Raw genomic sequence first — 17,655 nt, 5'->3', positions numbered from 1 at the left:
TCTGCCTTCTGCCTCCTGCCTCCTGCCTTCTGCTATAACACAATGACATAGGATTAATGATAAAGAACATGATTATTATTAATGCACGAGTGCCAGGTTATCAAGGATTGCAACAAGTCAGGGTTGATGCTGAGGGAAAAATTTCCGCGATCGCACCCATGGCTGATCTGGCTCAAAATGGCGCTAATATCGATGTTACAGGCGATCGGCTCTCCTTAGCTGGGGTCGATTTACAGATTAATGGGGCGCTGGGTTTGGCGTTTCCGGATTTAACTCTGGGGGATAGCCAGAAATTACAACAGATTTGCCAATTTCTAGGGAATCAGGGGATTGATGGCTTTTTACCCACCTTGGTAACCACCTCGATTGAGAAAATTCAACAATCCCTGGCGGTGATTGCAGATTTTTTAACCACCGCTTCCGATCAGGCAGGCATGGCGCAAATCTTGGGGGTGCATTTAGAGGGACCTTTTCTACATCCTCAGAAGCGAGGAGCGCATCCTCAGGAATATTTATTACCATTAAATTTAGAAAATGTCAAGCAAGTTTTGGGGGATTATGGCAAACTGGTTAAAGTGATGACCCTAGCGCCGGAATTAGACGAGACAGGTGAGGCAATTAGTTATTTGCGTTCATTAGGAATTACCGTAAGTTTAGGTCATTCCCAAGCAACGGCGGCTGAAGCGGAGGAAGCCTTTGCCTTAGGTGCTTCAATGGTGACTCACGCTTTTAATGCGATGCCGGGATTACACCATCGGCAACCCGGATTACTGGGTGCAGCCATCACTCATCCTCAAGTGCGCTCTGGGGTGATTGCCGATGGACAACACGTTTGTCCGACAATGTTACAGATTCTACTGCAAGCGAGTGGGTATGAGGCAGGATTATTTCTCGTCAGTGATGCATTAGCGCCGTTAGGATTAGGCGATGGGATTTATCCTTGGGATGAGCGTCAGATTGAAGTGAAACAGGGTACAGCACGGTTAGCGGATGGCACATTAGCGGGAACCACCTTACCGTTATTAGTGGGAGTGCAGAATTTGGTAGAGTGGGGACTGTGTGAAATCGAGAGTGCGATCGCCTTAGCAACGGAGTCCCCTCGACACGCGATCGGTTTACCAGGAATTGGGGTAGGACAACCTGCTAATTTGTTGCGTTGGCATTGGCATGAGGACACATCAAAATTGAGTTGGCAGCGTTTACAATTCAATAGGTGTTAGGTTTACATTCTATTTCCATTTTATGAGAACATTACGTTAATCAAATGTCTCATCATGTTTTAGAACTTCTCTGCCTTTTGCCCTCTGGCTGATGTTTCTTGAGAAAGACATGATGGCAGTAACCCCCCTAGCTCATGGTAAAGTAATTAATCGTCCTAACTCCTCCATCCAACCTGACTCTATGAACACCGTTGATGATAAAACCGTAGTTAAAGACTATTTCAACGCCACCGGATTTGACCGTTGGCGGCGAATTTATGGCGAGGGCGAGGTCAATAAAGTCCAACTGGATATCCGTAACGGACACCAGCAAACCGTCGATACTGTCCTAAGCTGGCTCAAGGCTGATGGCAATTTAGCCGAGTTATCCATCTGTGACGCTGGTTGCGGTGTGGGAAGTCTCAGCATTCCCCTAGCTGAAGCAGGTGCGAAAGTCTTTGCCAGTGATATCTCAGAAAAAATGGTCGGTGAAGCCAAAGACAAAGCAGGCGCTAGCTTGGATAATACTGACAATCTTAGCTTTGCCGTACAGGATTTGGAAGACTTGAGCGGGAGTTATCACACGGTTATTTGTCTGGATGTGCTGATTCATTATCCCCAAGATAAAGCTGATCAGATGATCTCCCATCTTGCTTGTCTAGCCGAGTCGCGCTTAATTCTTAGCTTTGCTCCCAAAAACTTTGTATACAGTTTGCTCAAAAAAATTGGCGAGTTATTTCCCGGTCCTTCTAAAACCACTCGTGCCTATCTACACCGTAGAACTGATATTATCAAAATATTGGAGCGTAACGGCTTTTCCATTCAACGCACGGAAATGACTAGTACCCAGTTTTACTTTTCTTACCTCTTAGAAGCAACGCGAAATTCAGATTAAGCGACCTGTAGGAGTACAATATTTCGTGCAATAGATTGGGTTCGTAGTGAGGGCTTTAGCCCTGTCCAGCTAGACGTTAGAGAACTAAAGTTCTCACTACAAACTATTTTCAAGCAAACAAATCCGGATATTGTTCCTTAGCCCACATCGGTAAACCGGCGGCTGGATTTTCAAGCTGGCGATTTAGTAGCTCGATAATATTGGGCATCTTACTTAACAAGTCAAAAACTACAATATTGCAATCCAATCCCTTAGAATCGGTGAATCCTCTAACATTTTTATCCAGTTCCAGATAGAACTTGGGATTCAATTCACTCCCAAACCCGATAATCACAATTTTTAGTTCATCCTGACTTTTCAATCTGGCACTGGTGGTCTGAATCAAGTTCAAAAACTTATCTCGGTCATCAAACTGACCATCTGTGTAAATGATAATAAACGCTTCCCGATTCGCCTCACGATTAGCAAACCATTGATTAATCACTTGCTCAAGGGTTGGCGTTATAAACGTGCTACTATCGGGTTGATTTTCATCAAAGACACTAGGAACCTGAGCCGTATCTTCAATGTAGATTATTTTGTCACAGGGGCGATTAGGACTAAAAAAGGTTAGGGCAATTTCCTCACAAACCTTGTCCTCATCCAGACTGGTTTCATTGAGAATGCGATAGACGTGTCCTTCAATGACTTCTGGTAAAACTTTCCAGCGAATATTATTATTAAATTCTGGATCTCGTCTCACCATTGACCCACTTTGGTCGATGAGCATGAAAACATCTCGGTTAAAAAGTTTTTTACTTGGCATAGAATCCCCTTTTTGAATAACACCCTGATTTTGGGTTTCAATAATCGTTGCTTGATGCACAATAGGTGGAGCGCTCGGCGTCGTAGCCCTTGTTTTGTTGGGGCATTTTGCCGAGAGACCCGATACCAATAGTTTAAGGGTTTTTGCTACCCAATTATAAATAGACATCTAAAGTCCCTACAGTCCGCAGGTTGAGCCAGATGGGATTAAGAATTGTTAAGTGTACTCTAGATATCACATATAACCTATAGCCTTTTGATACAAAATCCGGGGAACGCCACCCCCTTTTTGGGTAAATCGCCAAAACCCTGTAGAGACTAGACATGCCTAGTCTCTACAATCTGGACATAACAGGGTTAGGTATGCCGGATTTGGTATGATTTGAGATGTGAAACTCACGATGGTAGACAAAGGCAACAGGCTACAGGGACAACCAAAAAGGGATTGGAGATGACATCTCGAATCCCTAGAATTCCTTTAGTTTTATTCTAATAGTGGAGTTAACGAATGATTTGTTCAGGAGCTAAAGTTTTAAGCTCGTCGTAGCTGTTGAACCAATTTAGACATCAGACTTTTTGTTGCGTTTGCGTAAGCCTAAAGCACCTGCCATAGCCAAGGCGCCTAAACCCAAGACGGTTCCTGGTTCGGGTACAGTTTCTAACTGGAAGTCAACGCCGTCACCTGTGCCTGCCGTATCTTTACCCAACTTTAAGGTAATGAAGCTAACATCTTGCCAAGTTTGGGTATAGATATTTCCATCTTCTCCTGCGGGAACAGGATTTTCGCCGAAGAGCAACGTTCCGTCTGTGTCAGCATCAGCGAAGAATGGAAGAACACCAGTTGTGTCAGAAGACTCGGTATCGAAATATCGAACAGTTAGTTGGGGAATAATTTCAGTGAACACAAACTTGAACGTACCGACTTCTAGTTGCCCATTTTCTTCCTCTACTTCCGAGGGACGATACCAAAATCCTGGAGGAACTGTACCCACGTCTCCGGCTTGGAGCTGGACAATGCCATAGTCATTAGCAGTGGAGAGGTCATCAACAAATAGACGGCTAAATGTGCCGTCTGGATTCGCTAAACTCTCTACACTTGCGATTAGCTCAGGAAGCGTAACCGCTGGACCAACTAGACCCGAAGGGGTAAAATCACCAATATTCACAAGCTCAACTTCGCCTTCCTGTAGAGGAACCAAGGAAGAAGCAGAAGCCGAAGGAGACACAAGTCCTACAGTTACTGTAGATGCGGCAATCAGCGAGGCAACGGTAGCACAATTGCCCAAAAGAGTTGAAATAGATTTCATGAAGTTATTTCCTGAAAAAAAAGTAGATTAACCCAATGCTAGGGCTTGATGATGACTGATTAGGGTCAGCAATTTACCCATAATTAAGCCCATTTAGATCCATGAATGCCTCTGCTATAAGAGAATAGATTATTGCTTTTTTATTCTCTATCAATTGCTGGTTAGCAAATCAAGCTATGGGCAATTTATAGATGGAAAATGTTGCTTTTAGCACCCATGATTTTTTTGCCTAAACAAATAGTAGCGTTAAACTTGGTGTTTTTCTATAAAGTTTTGATAAAATTTAGCGAATTTTTATGAAGTTAATGTAAATCTTGTGTTAATTTTCCGCTCAGGGTGTCTAATCTCGTTGATGACAGCCGCAATAACTCCACAAACTTACTTTTATCCCCCCCCAGTGTTCCTCTTCCTGAAGCTTTAACAGAGGGAATCACAAAGTAACCCCCTTTTGCTACGGCGATTAAAATCGCGGAACCACACAAACAAAGTCCGACGAGAGCGGACTTGGATTATAAAGGGGGTGGCTAACCCGGATTGGGTATAGTCTATCGAGTAATGGTTGTTGGTGGTGAAAAAAAGAGTAGAGACGCGACAGGTCACGTCTCTCGATAAAATGAGGTATTTTGTAACTTATATTACTGTTTTTTGCCAAAGATGTAGTAATAGAGAGGATGACCGCTCTAACACAATCCGGATTCAGGTGCTAAAGGCTGAGAACTTCAGCACCTGTTGAACCAATTTAGACATCAGACTTTTTGTTGCGCTTGCGTAAGCCTAAAGCACCTGCCATAGCCAAGGCGCCTAAACCCAAGACGGTTCCTGGTTCGGGTACAGTTTCTAACTGGAAGTCAACGCCGTCACCTGTGCCTGCCGTATCTTTACCCAACTTTAAGGTAATTTCGCTAACATCTTTCCAGGTTTGGTAATAAAGGTTACCATCTTCTCCGAGGGGAACGGGATTGTCGCCGGAGATCAACATTCCATCCGTTAAAGCTTCAGCGAAGAAATTAGGAACGCCAGTTGTGCCAGAAGTCTCGGTGTCGAAATACTTAATGGTTAGTTCCGGGATTAGCTTGGTAAACTTAAATTCGTAAGTCCCAACTTCTAATTGTCCCTGTTCTTCTCCAACAGAACCATCAGCATTTGTTTCGGAGGGACGGAACCACGCTCCTGATGGGGTCGTACCGCGATCCTTTGCCTTCAGGTCTGCTATACCTAGAGTACCACCATCATAAACTGTTTCGTTTCCTAGGATATCAATAAATAAACGACTCTTCGTCCCACTACTGTCATCTACTAAGCTCTCTATACTTGCTATCCAAGGAAGAAAACTAGGATCTATACATTTGGTAGCATCAAGGCAACCACTTTCACTGCCTGTAACACCCACATTAATTTCCGTTTCCAGATCTTGCGGAGGAAGCAATTCAATCGCAGAAGCTGAAGGAGCCATGAGACCTGCCGTTACTGTAGAGGCAGCAATTAGCGAGGCGACGGTAGCGGAATGGCGGAAAAGAGTTGAGAGAGATTTCATGATGTTATTTCCTGATATAAGTAGATTGACCTAGTTTCTAGCGATACTTAAACAGACCGGGTTGGTTGTTTATTCACTAACTAAATAATAACCCTATCTGAGCCGTTGTCTATAAAGTTTCAATAAATTTAGTGTGAAGCTGGCGTAAAGACTTGGTGAAGAATGCCTTAAACACACTCAACTCATATAGCGTTTTCATTTGAGATGTAAACAAGCAACCCTTCCCAAATAAGGCTTTCAGTGCTTTGGCTATACACAAATCATCTGTAAACACTATACGTAAGTTGCAGTCTACAGTCTAATGTAGAATCCGTTATGCTGAGCGGAGCGCTTCGCTCAGAGCGGCACTACACAACGCAACTTTATATCAGTCAGTATATAAATATACGATCGCATTCTTTTACAATCCTTTACAAATAAATGTTTATATGTTGCATTTTTTTACATTAATCAATAATAATAGAATTTTGAGAATTTATTGGGTATAATACTAACTCATTTGTATATTTACAGACAGACAGTAAGCAAATTATCAAAATCAATTAACTCTAAGAATATTTGACTAGGTAAAATTTACTTTTCATTTAACTAATGAGAGAATAATAAATAATTGATATTTGCTTACCATGAAAAATCAAATTAAAGTTTTACTTTTAATAGAGCAATGTAATCCAGCTTGGCAGTCTGTCCCGTTGGAAGGTTATAACTATTTTCAAGAAATTAGCAAATTAGTTGATGTAACCCTAGTAACCCATGATAGAAATGAAGAACATTTTAAACAAATGTCCGCTCACAATAACGTCATTTATATACGCGAAATGAAGTTATTAAAGTCCTACTATAGTCTGGTAGAAAACTTAGTCTATAAGACTAAAGTCAATTGGCCCCTATACAATAGTTTAATTTATCCAATTTATGCAGAGTTTAATTCCAAAGTGTATCGTCAGTTTAAAGCAAAAATACTCAACGGTGATTACGATATTGTACATGCGATAACCCCAATGATACCTAGGTATCCCTACAAAATAGTTAAAGTATGTCACTCTACTCCCTTTCTACTTGGACCTGTCAATGGGGGTATTCCTTTTCCCCCAGGATTTAGGGAAAAAGCTAGAGAAGAATTTGCTTACCTAAATATATTGAAGGTGATAGGTCGATTTTTAATTCCTGGCTATAGAGAAACCTATAAAAAAGCAGACAGAATATTAGCAGGATCAACGTATACATTAAATCTGTTAAAACGTTTATTTAATCTCCCCGATTCTCGAATTAGCTTATTTTTTGAAAATGGAATTGACTCCAATTTTGTATTGACACAAAAGCCGCCCAAACGAGACTCTAAAGTTCATTTGCTTTTTGTCGGTAGATTAGTCCCTTACAAATGTGCAGATATTGTCATTAAATCTCTGAGCCGATTAAATCAAACTATTCAAAATAAAATTGACTTGACTATTGTCGGAGATGGTTCAGAAAAAGTTTTACTGGAAAAACTTGTACAGAAACTGGGGTTAAGGGATATTGTTAAATTTACGGGTTGGGTGCCTCAATCCCAAACCCTTGAGTATTATCGACAAGCTAATATTTTTTGCTTTCCCTCTATCCGAGAATTTGGAGGTGCTGTTGTCCTAGAAGCTATGGCAAATGGGCTGCCTTGCATTGTCGCCAATTATGGTGGTATTGGTGAATATGTCACTGAAGAAACAGGGTTCAAAATCGAGCCAATTTCGCCTGAGTATTTGACCCAGGAGCTAACTCATAAAATTCAAATCTTAGTTGAAGATGATCAACTCCGAGAATCTATGTCAGTTAAGTCGATTGAGCGAGCTAGACAGTTTACCTGGGAACGTAAAGCCATTGAGATAGTCGAAATTTATGAACAAATGATTAGTGAGAAAAGGAGCCGGGATAAATAATGCAGATAAAGTTATGATTTGTGTTTAGTTATCTAAGCAAACTTTAAGTTGAATGGCACTGAAATATAGCCTTGTGAGTCGCCAAAACCTTTGATATGCCGTAGGGTGGGCATTGCCCACCAGACTTAAGTCAGTGATATTCAAGTTTAAGTTTGATTTATAGGTAGTAAATATTCGGATAAAAATTATGCTAAGCTGGTCAGCTATTATTCCCACTTTAAATAGAGGAGCAATTTTAGAGCGCTCTTTGCCGACAATCGTTGCTCAAACTCGTCCTCCAAAACAAATCATCGTTGTTGATGCGAGCGATGAGTGGGAGTTGTCTAAAACTCGCATTCTTAATTCCCTGCCTCTAACCGCTAAGTCTATTGAGTTAATTTATGTAGGCTCGGATAAAAAATCCCTAACTTATCAGCAAAACATTGGGCTAAATTTCTGCGATAGCGATGTCGTATTTTATCTAGACGATGATTCTTTTATGTACATTGATTGTGCGGAAGAAATCATGGAAGTTTATGAGCAAGATGAGGAAGATTTAGTGGGTGGAGTGATGGCGTTAATGGTTCCTCAGCCACCGTCCACCAGTAAAAATGATCAGAAAAACAGCCCATCTGATAATCCGGTTCAAACTAACAAGCAACCCAACCAATTAAATTTATGGGATCATTTCCTTAAACCATTCCATAAGCTTTGGCATATACAAAACCTCTTTATCCCTTATGACGGAACCTATCATCGCTATGACATTTCTGAATTAGCAAAGAAAACCTCAATTAATAATGTGGTGCTGTTTCATGGCTGTCGGATGACATTTCGGACGTCAGCACTGAAAGAAATTGGCGGATTTGAGGAATTAATTAGTCGTACAGTTAATGATTTGGATGTTAGCTATCGTGTATCTCGAACCTCGGCTCTTGTCTTAGCTCGTCGAGCCAAACTTTTTCACGAACAGACAGCGGTTTCCCGAATTCATCGGTATAAAAATTCTGTGCTGGTTGTTTTAAATCCGATTGCTTTATTTTTGGCGCACCGAACAGTAAAGCATAGGGTCAATATCTTGGTCGTCCGATTTGCACTCAGCCGCGCTTTGCTAGAATTTCTGCGAGATTGTGCTAATCCGAATCGAGGGTTTCCTCATGCACGCGGCGCATGGTTAGCTGTAAAATTAGTACCTAAGCTGATGCAGATGGATAAGCAGCAATTAAGAGAGTGGTATCCGCGTTTTCAAGCGGAATTGCTTAATAAAGAAAATGATTCAAAGTTATTCTCATGACTTTTGATATTTAGTTGAATGACACTAACTTCAGGGGGATGGCATTGATTTAAGGCTGGTGGGCAGTGCCCACCCTACGGTATATCAAGGGTTTTGGTGATTACAAAATGCTTATTGCAGTGCCATTGGGCTTAAGGGTTTGTCGTGGGCGATGGGAGCGATGGAGTCGAAGACAGCGCAACTACGAACCTTTTTGAGGTTATGATTTACCGTTTAGAGTCTCTATGGGAGTAGGACATAGTTCGGTGATGGCATCATACAAGACTTTGGCACTACGTTTGGCTTGAAACTGTTGAGTTATTTTTTCTCGTGCGGCTTGACCTAAATGTATAGATAGTTCAGGATTGTGTAATAATTGGCAGATAGCATCGGCAAGTTGGGTGGGAGCTTGGGGTTCTACCAGTAGCCCATTGACTTCTGCTTCCACAAGTTCTTTAACGCCACCAGAACCTGTGACAACAATGGGTAACTCCATCGCCATGGCTTCCATAATTGCGACACCTAAGGGTTCACGCAGACTGGCAAGAGCAAAGATGTGAGCTTCTTCTAAACAGGCTTTAACTGTATCTTCTGAAACAGCGCCTAACAGAGAAACGGAGTCGGTTAAACCTAGGGTTTGAATCAGGGTTTCTAACTCCTTTCGATATCCGTTTCCACCTTGTTCATCTTCTCCAGCAATTTTTAATTCGGCATTGATTCCTTGTTTTCTCAGGATATCTACAGCCGCAATTAAATCGACATACCCTTTGCAAAAATTGAGACGCCCACAGCTAAAAATCCGGCAAACACTATTTCCCCGCCAGGGAGAGTAGGAGCTAGTTCGGGTAAACACATCTAAATCAACGCCCATTGGGGCAACTTTTATCGTTTTCGGGAGATAACCTGCCAAAGAGTTTTGGACTTCTTCATATAGCTGTTGGGTAATCACCATTCCAAATGTGGCGTGCTGCCATTTTTGATCTTGATTGGGTCCGTAGTCTTTCAGGGGACTATGAAGTGTGAGGCTATAGGAAAGTTTTGAAATTAAAGCCGCAAACATGGCAATATTTGCCGCATCTGCACAGGAGTGGACATGCAAATGCTGCCAATTGCGGCGTCTGGCTAAGTTGGATACTTCCGCCCCAACTAAGGCTAAAGCACACAGTCGCAACCTCTGAAATAGTGAAACGTTTTTAGCGGTTAAGATTGCTTGCAAGCAACGGAACCAACCGGGAATACCACAGCGTAGTAGTTCGATAAGAATACCTAATAAGTTTGGTCTGGGAGGAAAGAGATAAGTGGTGCATTGTTGTGCTTCTTGAACCCAGGTATGAGACATGAGTTTTGAGAGGGGACGCCGCGTGGAGACGATATCAATATCGATACCCATACTTGTCAGGGCGTTCATTTCTCGCCACCAGAAAATGTGGGTTTGTCCGGGAAATTCGGGAAGCAGGTAACCAATACTCCGATTCATATTCGTTTTGAGTGATGAGTTGTGTGTAGGGGCGGGTTTCACTATTTGAGCATGAGGACAAGGAAACAGGAAATAGGGAATATCCAATTTAAATACATATCAGCTTACCTTACCCAGATGCAATTAAATCCACCCCGACTAAGTATCTTTTTGGCTAGAGAGTAGTTTTACGAGGGATGCTAACCAATAGGAGAGAATCGATATCAATACCATAAGCCAAATTAGGGGATTCTTAGATGGGATTCCTTCCTGAAAATTAGCAGGTAAAAACCAGGATTTAGGGGAGAACTCCTGCCAACTCTCGCCCTCGACTAGCGTTGATAAACTGCGCCACACACCAGCCTCTTGCAGCGCTTCTGGCTTCTTAATTCCGGTAACGACGATGAGAATACCGGGAGTTGGTGGTAAATGACAGGTTTGTAGTTCTTCGGCTAATTCATGTCTCAGTGTCGCAATATTCCGTCCAATTTTTGGGGTGAGCGTCGGTGGTTGACTGGACAGTTGCTGGGGATTTCGTACCATGGTAACCAATTGCTGCATCTTTGGTAATGATACCTGAAAACCATAATCACCCCCTAAACCTACCACTTGATTGAGTTGTTCCACGAGGCGGTGATAGTCTTCGTCAATTAATGCAGATGCGGCTAAACTTCGCAGCAGGGGTTCGTCAGCCGTTGCACCCACCCAAGCCATGGCGATGCGGATTTGGCGGTCTAGAAAATCGACTCGTCCTTTGGGTTCAAGCCCTGTCAGTAGCAGCAGCAACTGGTTATCCACTAATCGTTCTAACACAACCGTTGGTGTTTCGCGATCGATTAAATGGGGTACTGTTAATCCAATGGGGGGTAATTTGGGTTGAATTGACCCATCGTGACTAACCTGTAGCCAACGATAATCATAATCTTGTTCAAAGCCGCGACTCTGGATATAGATATCCATCAGTTAATCCCTATTTGTAAAATAGTTTTGATTTATTTATATAGACAAATGACGAATATTACAGTGTTAATAGTGATTTACCTTGGAGAACAGCAAATCCTCCGTTTGTTTTGCACCCTTGAGCAAACTGCTCTACCGCTTGCTTGAGTTGAGCATCAGGGTTGAACAATTCCCGCACGACGTTAAACATTGACCAATTTCGATTTTGAATATAGACTTTTAACAAAAATCGCAATAAATACCGCAGCAACTGTTCGCTATCTTGGGGACTATATTTGGCATCAAAACTCGTCTTGCGAAAATAAAAGCGGGGTTGATTCAAATTTTCGACCTCGATTTTGAGGAATACTACACAGCCAACAGTTTGTACCGGAGTTGTGACGACGGCAATTTTATCGGCTCGTCTTGGCTCTTGAAAAAATTTCAGTAACGGTGCATATTTTTCTTGAATCTGTTTGATCAGATTGTTGGCAGATACTTCATCTTGCATATAGGTTTCACACTTTACAGGAGCCAAAATGACCAACTTGGGTTCGTCTAACTTTTGGTAGGCTGTTTTAAACAATGCCATAATCTCATCGGGCTTATTTCTCACTTCATGCCATCTGCCATTCAGTTCCATCAATGCTGGCGTATCAATTGCCACGATAACTGCGGCACATTCCCGCAACATCTTCTGCACAAATCGCCTTCCCGCTACATCACTGGGTAAAATATAGCCGCCGGGATAATCTCGAAACTGTAGCCGCAGGTCATCTTTTTTGTCATTTAAGCCTAAATCAAAACGGTAAGAGGGTAAGGATTCGGGTCCAGCGACGGCTAGGGTGCCGCGAATCCCTTTGGTGCGTTCATCAGCCTTAAATTCGTAGGTTAAACTTTTGAGTTGAGCCAGATACCGTTCTAGGATAGCTGCTGTTTCGATATCGGGTTTTAAGTGTAGATTGGCTTGACGACTGGTTGCTTCAAATTGTTCATACATTGAGGTTAATAATGTCGTCTTTCCGACACCACTCGCACCAAGCAGGGTTATATTGAGTTCTTTAGGCATCTTTCTCCATCCTTTGGGTAGAGACGCGCCATAACACGTCTGTAGGGGCGGGTTTAGGGATTACTATTGATTGTTTTTTTAACTTTTATACAAAACCTGCCTTTAATTTTAATATAATTCTAGAACAAGTCTGTGTATCTCATGTAGGATGTAGGGGTGAGTCGCTGAAATCCAGTTCTTATGAAAGAGCGCTAAAGCGCTCACTACGAACGGCGCTAAAGCGCTCACTACGAGCGAATTGATCGCGCCAAGTCTAAATTAATTCAAAAACTGGAGTTGTTTTAGGGAGTTAGCGGCTATTGATTGATCCACTAATGATAACCATTGTTGACGATCATCACCTTCTTGATTATCGCCAAATTCCTTCGACCAAACCTGAGCTTTTTCTTGGAATAGAAAGATTTGCCATTCATTCTTGACATCTTTTGCTCGCAGTACCTGATCAACAAATTCTTCAACTTCAGCAAACGCAGCTTGACCCGGTTCACCGTAAAAATCTTCTAAGGCGTGTTGACATTTAAACAAGGCTTCTTCTTGTAAGGTTTCCAAATAGGTTAAGATTTCCTTTGCCTTAATCTCTCGCGACTCCATGGCATTTGATGCCGACAAACGGAGATTGGTTTTATCGGGATTAAGATTATCTAAATGAGGACGAATCCGATAATGAAAGTTGGCTTTATAGGACATTTCAAAATTTGATAGGGTTTGGAAAGCGTGCTTGAGTCGGACTAAATTATCAGGAATGATTTCTGCCATGGCTTTAAGAAATTCTGATCCTCTGGCTGGGGTGAGTTCTCCGAAATTTCCTTGATTTACCAGTACCTCTGTAACTTGAGATTTTGCCTGTTTCACGTACTCTTTTAGTCCCATGTCCATAGCGTGAAAATGGCGAGTGAGATGATTGCGGATTTCATGGAGATATTTGGCATAAGTGGTTTGCCAATCTCCTTCTTCAAACCGTCGGGCAATGATTTCGTTTATGGGTTCCTCGGTGGGGATGCCTGTATCACTTTTGCAGGTTTGGATAATGGATTCAACCTGTTGTTTAAAGATATCTTGTTCATCGCGATCCTTGGCGATATCTAGCTGATCTAATAATTCTTCTAGTCCCCGCGTTAGATTTGCCCATAGTTTATTGAATAGGCGCAAAAATTTGCCTTGTTCATTGATATCATCAACAATTAAGCCACCTGACCAAACCAGACGGGCTTTCTCTAGTTCCGCATTAATTAAGATTTGCAGTTCTTTAAGTTTTTTCTGGTAAACGCGGGCGTGTTGTTCGTCTAAGTAGGTGATGTTATTTGCCAGATAGTTGAGAACTAAGTCGAGTATCGCATTGGTTTCCTCTGGATTAGAACAATCGGCAATTTTGCAGCGGATGACATCAATATGTTTATCGTGGATACTGGTTTGATGTTTCTGACAGGCTTCTAGGTTATCATCGGTTCCGGTGACATGGTTAAGAATCATAAACGAGCGATTCTCTAGATTGTTTAAGGCTTCGGCTGCGGTATTATATAAGTCTGTATCTCGTTTTTCCCATCCGTAGCGGAGTCTATCGGGGCGGCGAATAAAAATTACTAAATCTACCTCTTGTCCAATGGTTTCTAGGATTAGTTTCTCATCGCCTAAACGAGTATCTCCTAAACCGGGTACATCGACTAGGGCAATTTTACCGACGTCGGAATTTTTGAATGGACAGAAGATTTTAACTTCGCGAACGGCTAAATGGTCAAAGGTGATTAATTCACCTTGGGGAAAGCGGCGTTGGGCGACATATTCATGAATCCGTTCTTTGGGAATGGGGGGAAGTTTTCGGGGGGCGCCAGACAGGAGTAAATGTCTGTACATGGGTAAGTGTTTATGATAATCTTCTTTGAGATGCTCATACATGGACTTTTTGGTTGCATCGGTTCCCGAAAATTCTGGCAAGGTTCCGGCAAATTCATCTATGGTGTTGGGGGGATTGCCTAAGTCTAATTCCTGATAGTAGGGTTGAATGACTTCTGGTAAAAAGGTTTGTTCAGAATGAACCGTTACCTCGGCGTAGGGTTCTCCCGGTTGATGATAAATGGTGCTGCGAACGGCGGTACAAGCACCACCTCTAAGGGCGGGGATTTCGTCATCGGAGAGTCCACTGATACTCTGGAGGAAGGTACTTTTCCCTTGACCCATGAGTCCAACGACGCCAATATTTAAGGTAGGGCGGGAGAAGCGATCGCGAAGTTGATGCAACTGCTCCAGTTGGGTGCTAATCTGTAAGCGCAATGGAGAAAAGTCGATGGTGGTGAGGCGATCGCACAATTCGGGTTGGTCTAGTTTATCCTTTAAGATATGACGCCGTTGATCTAGGGAGCGGAGCAAGTTGGTCAGATTTCTCAGATGTTCCTCGACATCAGCGATGCTCTGAACTAAGGGTTGGCGTTGTTCTATAATTTTAGCTAGGGTTTCGGCGCGATTGGACATGATAGGAATAAGGAATAGGGAATAGGGAATAGGGAATAGGGTTTATTAGTTAATAGCGGTTGAAACCGCAGCTACACAAACAAAACCCGCCTGCGCGGGTTTCCACACACACATTAGTCCGCGTAGGCGGACTGTGTTTAGCCGTGATTTCCTTTTCAACAGGACTTAAGTTGACTATCCATACATAGTAGCGCGATCGCACAGCTCGATGAAATGGTGCTTCTGTTTCCACTACGCCAGGGATTGACTCAGCATGAGGCATTATACCACTATAGAGGATTGTGCGATCGCGTGGTAAAGTAACAGTTGCATTTGAGTTAATCGACATAACAAGCCCCATCTACAAACTGCTTAGTACAAGCTTTGGCATTTGCTACATTAACTCTAATTTATCCTATGCCACATATTCAAAGCTGTTAGGATACAGGTGATAAATGTCGTCGTAGCAGCCACAACTAAAATCCATTTCAAATCTGATATATACTTGCGAAGAATAAACCATTGAGCCGCTCCTGTCAGCGTACCTTGCATGATCCCAATCACAACTCCATATTGAATTGGACTTTCTTCCCAGAGAAGGTCAAATGCTGGCTGAGAGTAAACGAAATAAGCGACAACATGACTCAAGGCTGTAATCAGTATAAAAATAATGACAAATTTGAGTCTCTCGAATGGTTTGATTAGCAATTGCTGAGTATCAGCAAAGTTATATGAAGTAGGCATAGAATATCAACTAACTGCACCGTTCGGCTTGTAGGATACTGATTAAGCCTGTTCAGAGTCTACTGGAGTTGCTACTCCTATTAAGATTTTCCGATAGGACTGTTAATGATACTTCGGTTCCTACCACGCCAGGGACTGACTGATCATGAGGAATTATACCACTATAGAGGATTGTGCGATCGCGTGGAGGACAAAACCGCTAGTTTATGGTGAGATAGGCTGGCGTCAATGTGCGTGCGATCGCGTGGCTGGGCAAGTTGGTAATATGCCTAGTATTAAGGAAATGATCTTCCTCCGTTTTAAGTATGCTAAAATAACAATAAATTTACGATTAATTAAACAACAAATTGCATTTAAATAGACCTAAGTTGAGGATTACCAAGCGTGCCACACCCCATTTTATGTAAAACGAAAAATCAGACACTTGTCGAATATGCGCTGCGAGATGTGAATAAACCGATTGGGGTTTCGACTTATAAATTGCGGGATGCTTTACCGGATCAGTTGCAGGGAAGTTTACCAACGATTGAGCAGTTGGAAGTGCAGTTAGAGGCGGTGTCTGTAGAAATTGCTCAGGAGGAATGAGATAAAAACGATGACGGTTGCAGTAGAAATTCGGCGCTTGAGTGTGCAAGATTACCATCGAATGGTAGAGGCTGGGATTCTGGCACCGGATGAGCGGGTGGAGTTAATTGAAGGACAGCTTTATCAGATGGCGGCGAAGGGGACGTTTCATAGTGCGGCAATTACTCGGATAAAACGGTTGCTGGAGACACGGTTAGGAAATCGGGTGTTGCTGCGGTTTCAAGACCCGGTGCGGTTAAGTGATGATTCAGAGCCTGAGCCGGATGTGGCGGTGGTGCGACCTGACCCGTTGGACTATGAAGACCATCATCCCACGCCAGCGGAAATTTATCTATTGATTGAGGTTTCTGATCGGACATTGAAGCGGGATAGGGATTTAAAGGCTCCGGCTTATGGGCGTTCTGGGATTAGGGAGTATTGGATTTTGGATGTTAATGCTCGTCAATTATATGTGTATCGGGAGCCAGGGGTGGAGGGTTATGCTAATTTCGTTGTGTTGGCTGAGTCGGATTTAATCGCACCTTTGGCGTTTCCTGATTGTCAGGTGTCGGTGGAGGATTTGCTCAGGAGACGTGCGGAGCCGAGTTGGGAGTGAGGGAAGAACAGATTCGCGTATTGCTATCCAACAGATGTTTCTGCGCCGGATTAGTAAAGGTGATGTAAAAACTGTTGTTGCTTATGGAGAAGTGATAGAAGAAAATCTAGATGATACGCCGTTTCCTAGTTATCTTTTATTGTATTTTGTCGAAGGTAAACCCATTCATGTTGTATTTTCCTATGATGAATCTACGGATACAGGATATGTGGTAACGGCTTATCGTCCTGATCCGAATCTTTGGACAAATAATTTTAGAACTCGGAGATAAAAAAATGAGGTGTGTAATTTGTAAGCATGGCGAAACACAAGCTGGTTTGGTGACTGTGACTCTAGAACGAGACGAAAGTATTGTGATTATCAAGCAGGTACCAGCAGAGGTTTGTGATAATTGTGGGGAGTATTATCTGAGTGATTTGATTACAGAGCAGGTACTACAACGAGCAGAGGTGGCTGTGAATAATGGGATAGAGGTAGAAATTATCCGCTATGCAGCATAAAAAGAGAAATCGCTGGGCGGTTAAAACCGCAGCTACACAAACAAAACCCGCCTGCGCGGGTTTCCACACCCCTAGTTTTTCTCTTTATTTTGTCAAGCAGGCGCAAGGCAAGTTTGGCGTCGCGATTTCCTTGGCAAGATCTGGGTGTAAGGCTATCCATACATAGTAGCGCGATCGCACAATTGAGGGAAACGATGCTTCTGTTGCTATCAAACCGGGAGACTGACTCACTACGGAGGCGTTATACCACTCTAGAGGATTGTGCGATCGCGTGGAGGACAAAACCGCTAGTTTATGGTGAGATAGGCTGGCGTCAATGTGCGTGCGATCGCGTGGCTGGGCAAGTTGCTAATATAGCTAGTATTGAGGTATCAGCCGTGCATAACCAATGCTTTTCGCGTTGATGGGATGTTCTTGT

Annotated in this window: 19 protein-coding genes; 10 read left to right on the top strand and 9 right to left on the bottom strand. The window is 42.7% G+C overall.

Annotated elements, in window-relative coordinates; translation table 11 throughout:
• Nucleotides 1-56 precede the first annotated feature (56 nt).
• The gene (gene nagA / locus RIG27_RS07810) at nt 57-1,220 is read left to right on the top strand and encodes an N-acetylglucosamine-6-phosphate deacetylase (protein WP_446343963.1); all 1,164 of its coding nucleotides are present in this window, start codon (nt 57-59) and stop codon (nt 1,218-1,220) included.
• Between the two features lie 181 nt (nt 1,221-1,401).
• Entirely contained in the window at nt 1,402-2,094 is a 693-nt protein-coding gene (gene bchM, locus RIG27_RS07805) for a magnesium protoporphyrin IX methyltransferase (protein ID WP_446342506.1), read from the top strand.
• Nucleotides 2,095-2,203: 109 nt separating this feature from the next.
• On the opposite strand, the gene RIG27_RS07800 is transcribed toward bchM, so the two are convergent.
• The 3 genes from RIG27_RS07800 to RIG27_RS07790 all read right to left on the bottom strand — a co-directional run bounded on the left by RIG27_RS07800 (nt 2,204) and on the right by RIG27_RS07790 (nt 5,739).
• The gene (locus RIG27_RS07800) at nt 2,204-2,959 is read right to left on the bottom strand and encodes a VWA domain-containing protein (protein WP_446343961.1); all 756 of its coding nucleotides are present in this window, start codon (nt 2,957-2,959) and stop codon (nt 2,204-2,206) included.
• 499 nt (nt 2,960-3,458) lie between these two features.
• Entirely contained in the window at nt 3,459-4,205 is a 747-nt protein-coding gene (locus tag RIG27_RS07795; RefSeq protein ID WP_446343959.1) for an LEVG family PEP-CTERM protein, read from the bottom strand.
• A gap of 739 nt (nt 4,206-4,944) precedes the next feature.
• Nucleotides 4,945-5,739, bottom strand: coding sequence for an LEVG family PEP-CTERM protein (locus RIG27_RS07790; protein ID WP_446343957.1), 795 nt, complete (start codon nt 5,737-5,739; stop codon nt 4,945-4,947).
• A gap of 626 nt (nt 5,740-6,365) precedes the next feature.
• On the opposite strand from RIG27_RS07790, the gene RIG27_RS07785 reads away from it, so the two are divergent.
• Complete coding sequence (locus RIG27_RS07785) at nt 6,366-7,652, top strand: glycosyltransferase family 4 protein (RefSeq protein ID WP_446343955.1); 1,287 nt, start codon at nt 6,366-6,368, stop codon at nt 7,650-7,652.
• A gap of 187 nt (nt 7,653-7,839) precedes the next feature.
• The gene (locus RIG27_RS07780; RefSeq protein ID WP_446343953.1) at nt 7,840-8,925 is read left to right on the top strand and encodes a glycosyltransferase family 2 protein; all 1,086 of its coding nucleotides are present in this window, start codon (nt 7,840-7,842) and stop codon (nt 8,923-8,925) included.
• A 199-nt stretch (nt 8,926-9,124) separates the two neighbouring features.
• Here the strand turns inward: RIG27_RS07780 and epsE are convergent, their stop codons facing one another.
• From epsE to RIG27_RS07750, 6 genes are all read right to left on the bottom strand, one after another.
• On the bottom strand, nt 9,125-10,381 hold the full coding sequence (epsE, locus tag RIG27_RS07775) for an exopolysaccharide biosynthesis GT4 family glycosyltransferase EpsE (protein ID WP_446343951.1): 1,257 nt from the start codon (nt 10,379-10,381) through the stop codon (nt 9,125-9,127).
• Nucleotides 10,382-10,519: 138 nt separating this feature from the next.
• The gene (locus RIG27_RS07770; RefSeq protein WP_446342423.1) at nt 10,520-11,320 is read right to left on the bottom strand and encodes a hypothetical protein; all 801 of its coding nucleotides are present in this window, start codon (nt 11,318-11,320) and stop codon (nt 10,520-10,522) included.
• Between the two features lie 58 nt (nt 11,321-11,378).
• A complete protein-coding gene (locus RIG27_RS07765) occupies nt 11,379-12,368 on the bottom strand; it encodes a hypothetical protein (RefSeq protein WP_446342425.1) in 990 nt (329 codons plus the stop codon).
• 258 nt (nt 12,369-12,626) lie between these two features.
• A complete protein-coding gene (locus tag RIG27_RS07760; protein ID WP_446343948.1) occupies nt 12,627-14,834 on the bottom strand; it encodes a hypothetical protein in 2,208 nt (735 codons plus the stop codon).
• Nucleotides 14,835-14,883: 49 nt separating this feature from the next.
• Nucleotides 14,884-15,162, bottom strand: a complete 279-nt coding sequence (locus RIG27_RS07755) for a hypothetical protein (RefSeq protein ID WP_446343947.1) — start codon at nt 15,160-15,162, stop codon at nt 14,884-14,886.
• 56 nt (nt 15,163-15,218) lie between these two features.
• Nucleotides 15,219-15,557, bottom strand: coding sequence for a hypothetical protein (locus RIG27_RS07750; RefSeq protein ID WP_446343945.1), 339 nt, complete (start codon nt 15,555-15,557; stop codon nt 15,219-15,221).
• Nucleotides 15,558-15,702: 145 nt separating this feature from the next.
• Here RIG27_RS07750 and RIG27_RS07745 point away from each other — a divergent pair, with 145 nt between their 5' ends.
• From RIG27_RS07745 to RIG27_RS07720, 6 genes are all read left to right on the top strand, one after another.
• Complete coding sequence (locus RIG27_RS07745) at nt 15,703-15,918, top strand: hypothetical protein (protein ID WP_446343943.1); 216 nt, start codon at nt 15,703-15,705, stop codon at nt 15,916-15,918.
• 23 nt (nt 15,919-15,941) lie between these two features.
• Nucleotides 15,942-16,142 (top strand): PDDEXK nuclease domain-containing protein, encoded by a 201-nt coding sequence (locus RIG27_RS07740; protein WP_446343941.1) that lies wholly within the window; start codon nt 15,942-15,944, stop codon nt 16,140-16,142.
• 10 nt (nt 16,143-16,152) lie between these two features.
• Nucleotides 16,153-16,737, top strand: coding sequence for a Uma2 family endonuclease (locus RIG27_RS07735; RefSeq protein WP_446343939.1), 585 nt, complete (start codon nt 16,153-16,155; stop codon nt 16,735-16,737).
• On the top strand, nt 16,715-17,008 hold the full coding sequence (locus RIG27_RS07730) for a DUF4258 domain-containing protein (RefSeq protein WP_446343937.1): 294 nt from the start codon (nt 16,715-16,717) through the stop codon (nt 17,006-17,008). The genes RIG27_RS07735 and RIG27_RS07730 overlap by 23 nt, the downstream gene beginning before the upstream one ends.
• Nucleotides 17,009-17,012: 4 nt before the next feature.
• Entirely contained in the window at nt 17,013-17,237 is a 225-nt protein-coding gene (locus tag RIG27_RS07725; protein WP_446343935.1) for a type II toxin-antitoxin system MqsA family antitoxin, read from the top strand.
• A gap of 89 nt (nt 17,238-17,326) precedes the next feature.
• Complete coding sequence (locus tag RIG27_RS07720) at nt 17,327-17,641, top strand: hypothetical protein (RefSeq protein WP_446343933.1); 315 nt, start codon at nt 17,327-17,329, stop codon at nt 17,639-17,641.
• The last annotated feature ends 14 nt before the right edge of the window (nt 17,642-17,655 follow it).

This window comes from Coleofasciculus sp. F4-SAH-05 (assembly GCF_040222985.1).
Taxonomy (GTDB): domain Bacteria; phylum Cyanobacteriota; class Cyanobacteriia; order Cyanobacteriales; family Coleofasciculaceae; genus Coleofasciculus; species Coleofasciculus chthonoplastes.
This window is presented reverse-complemented; position numbering and strand designations above follow the sequence as displayed.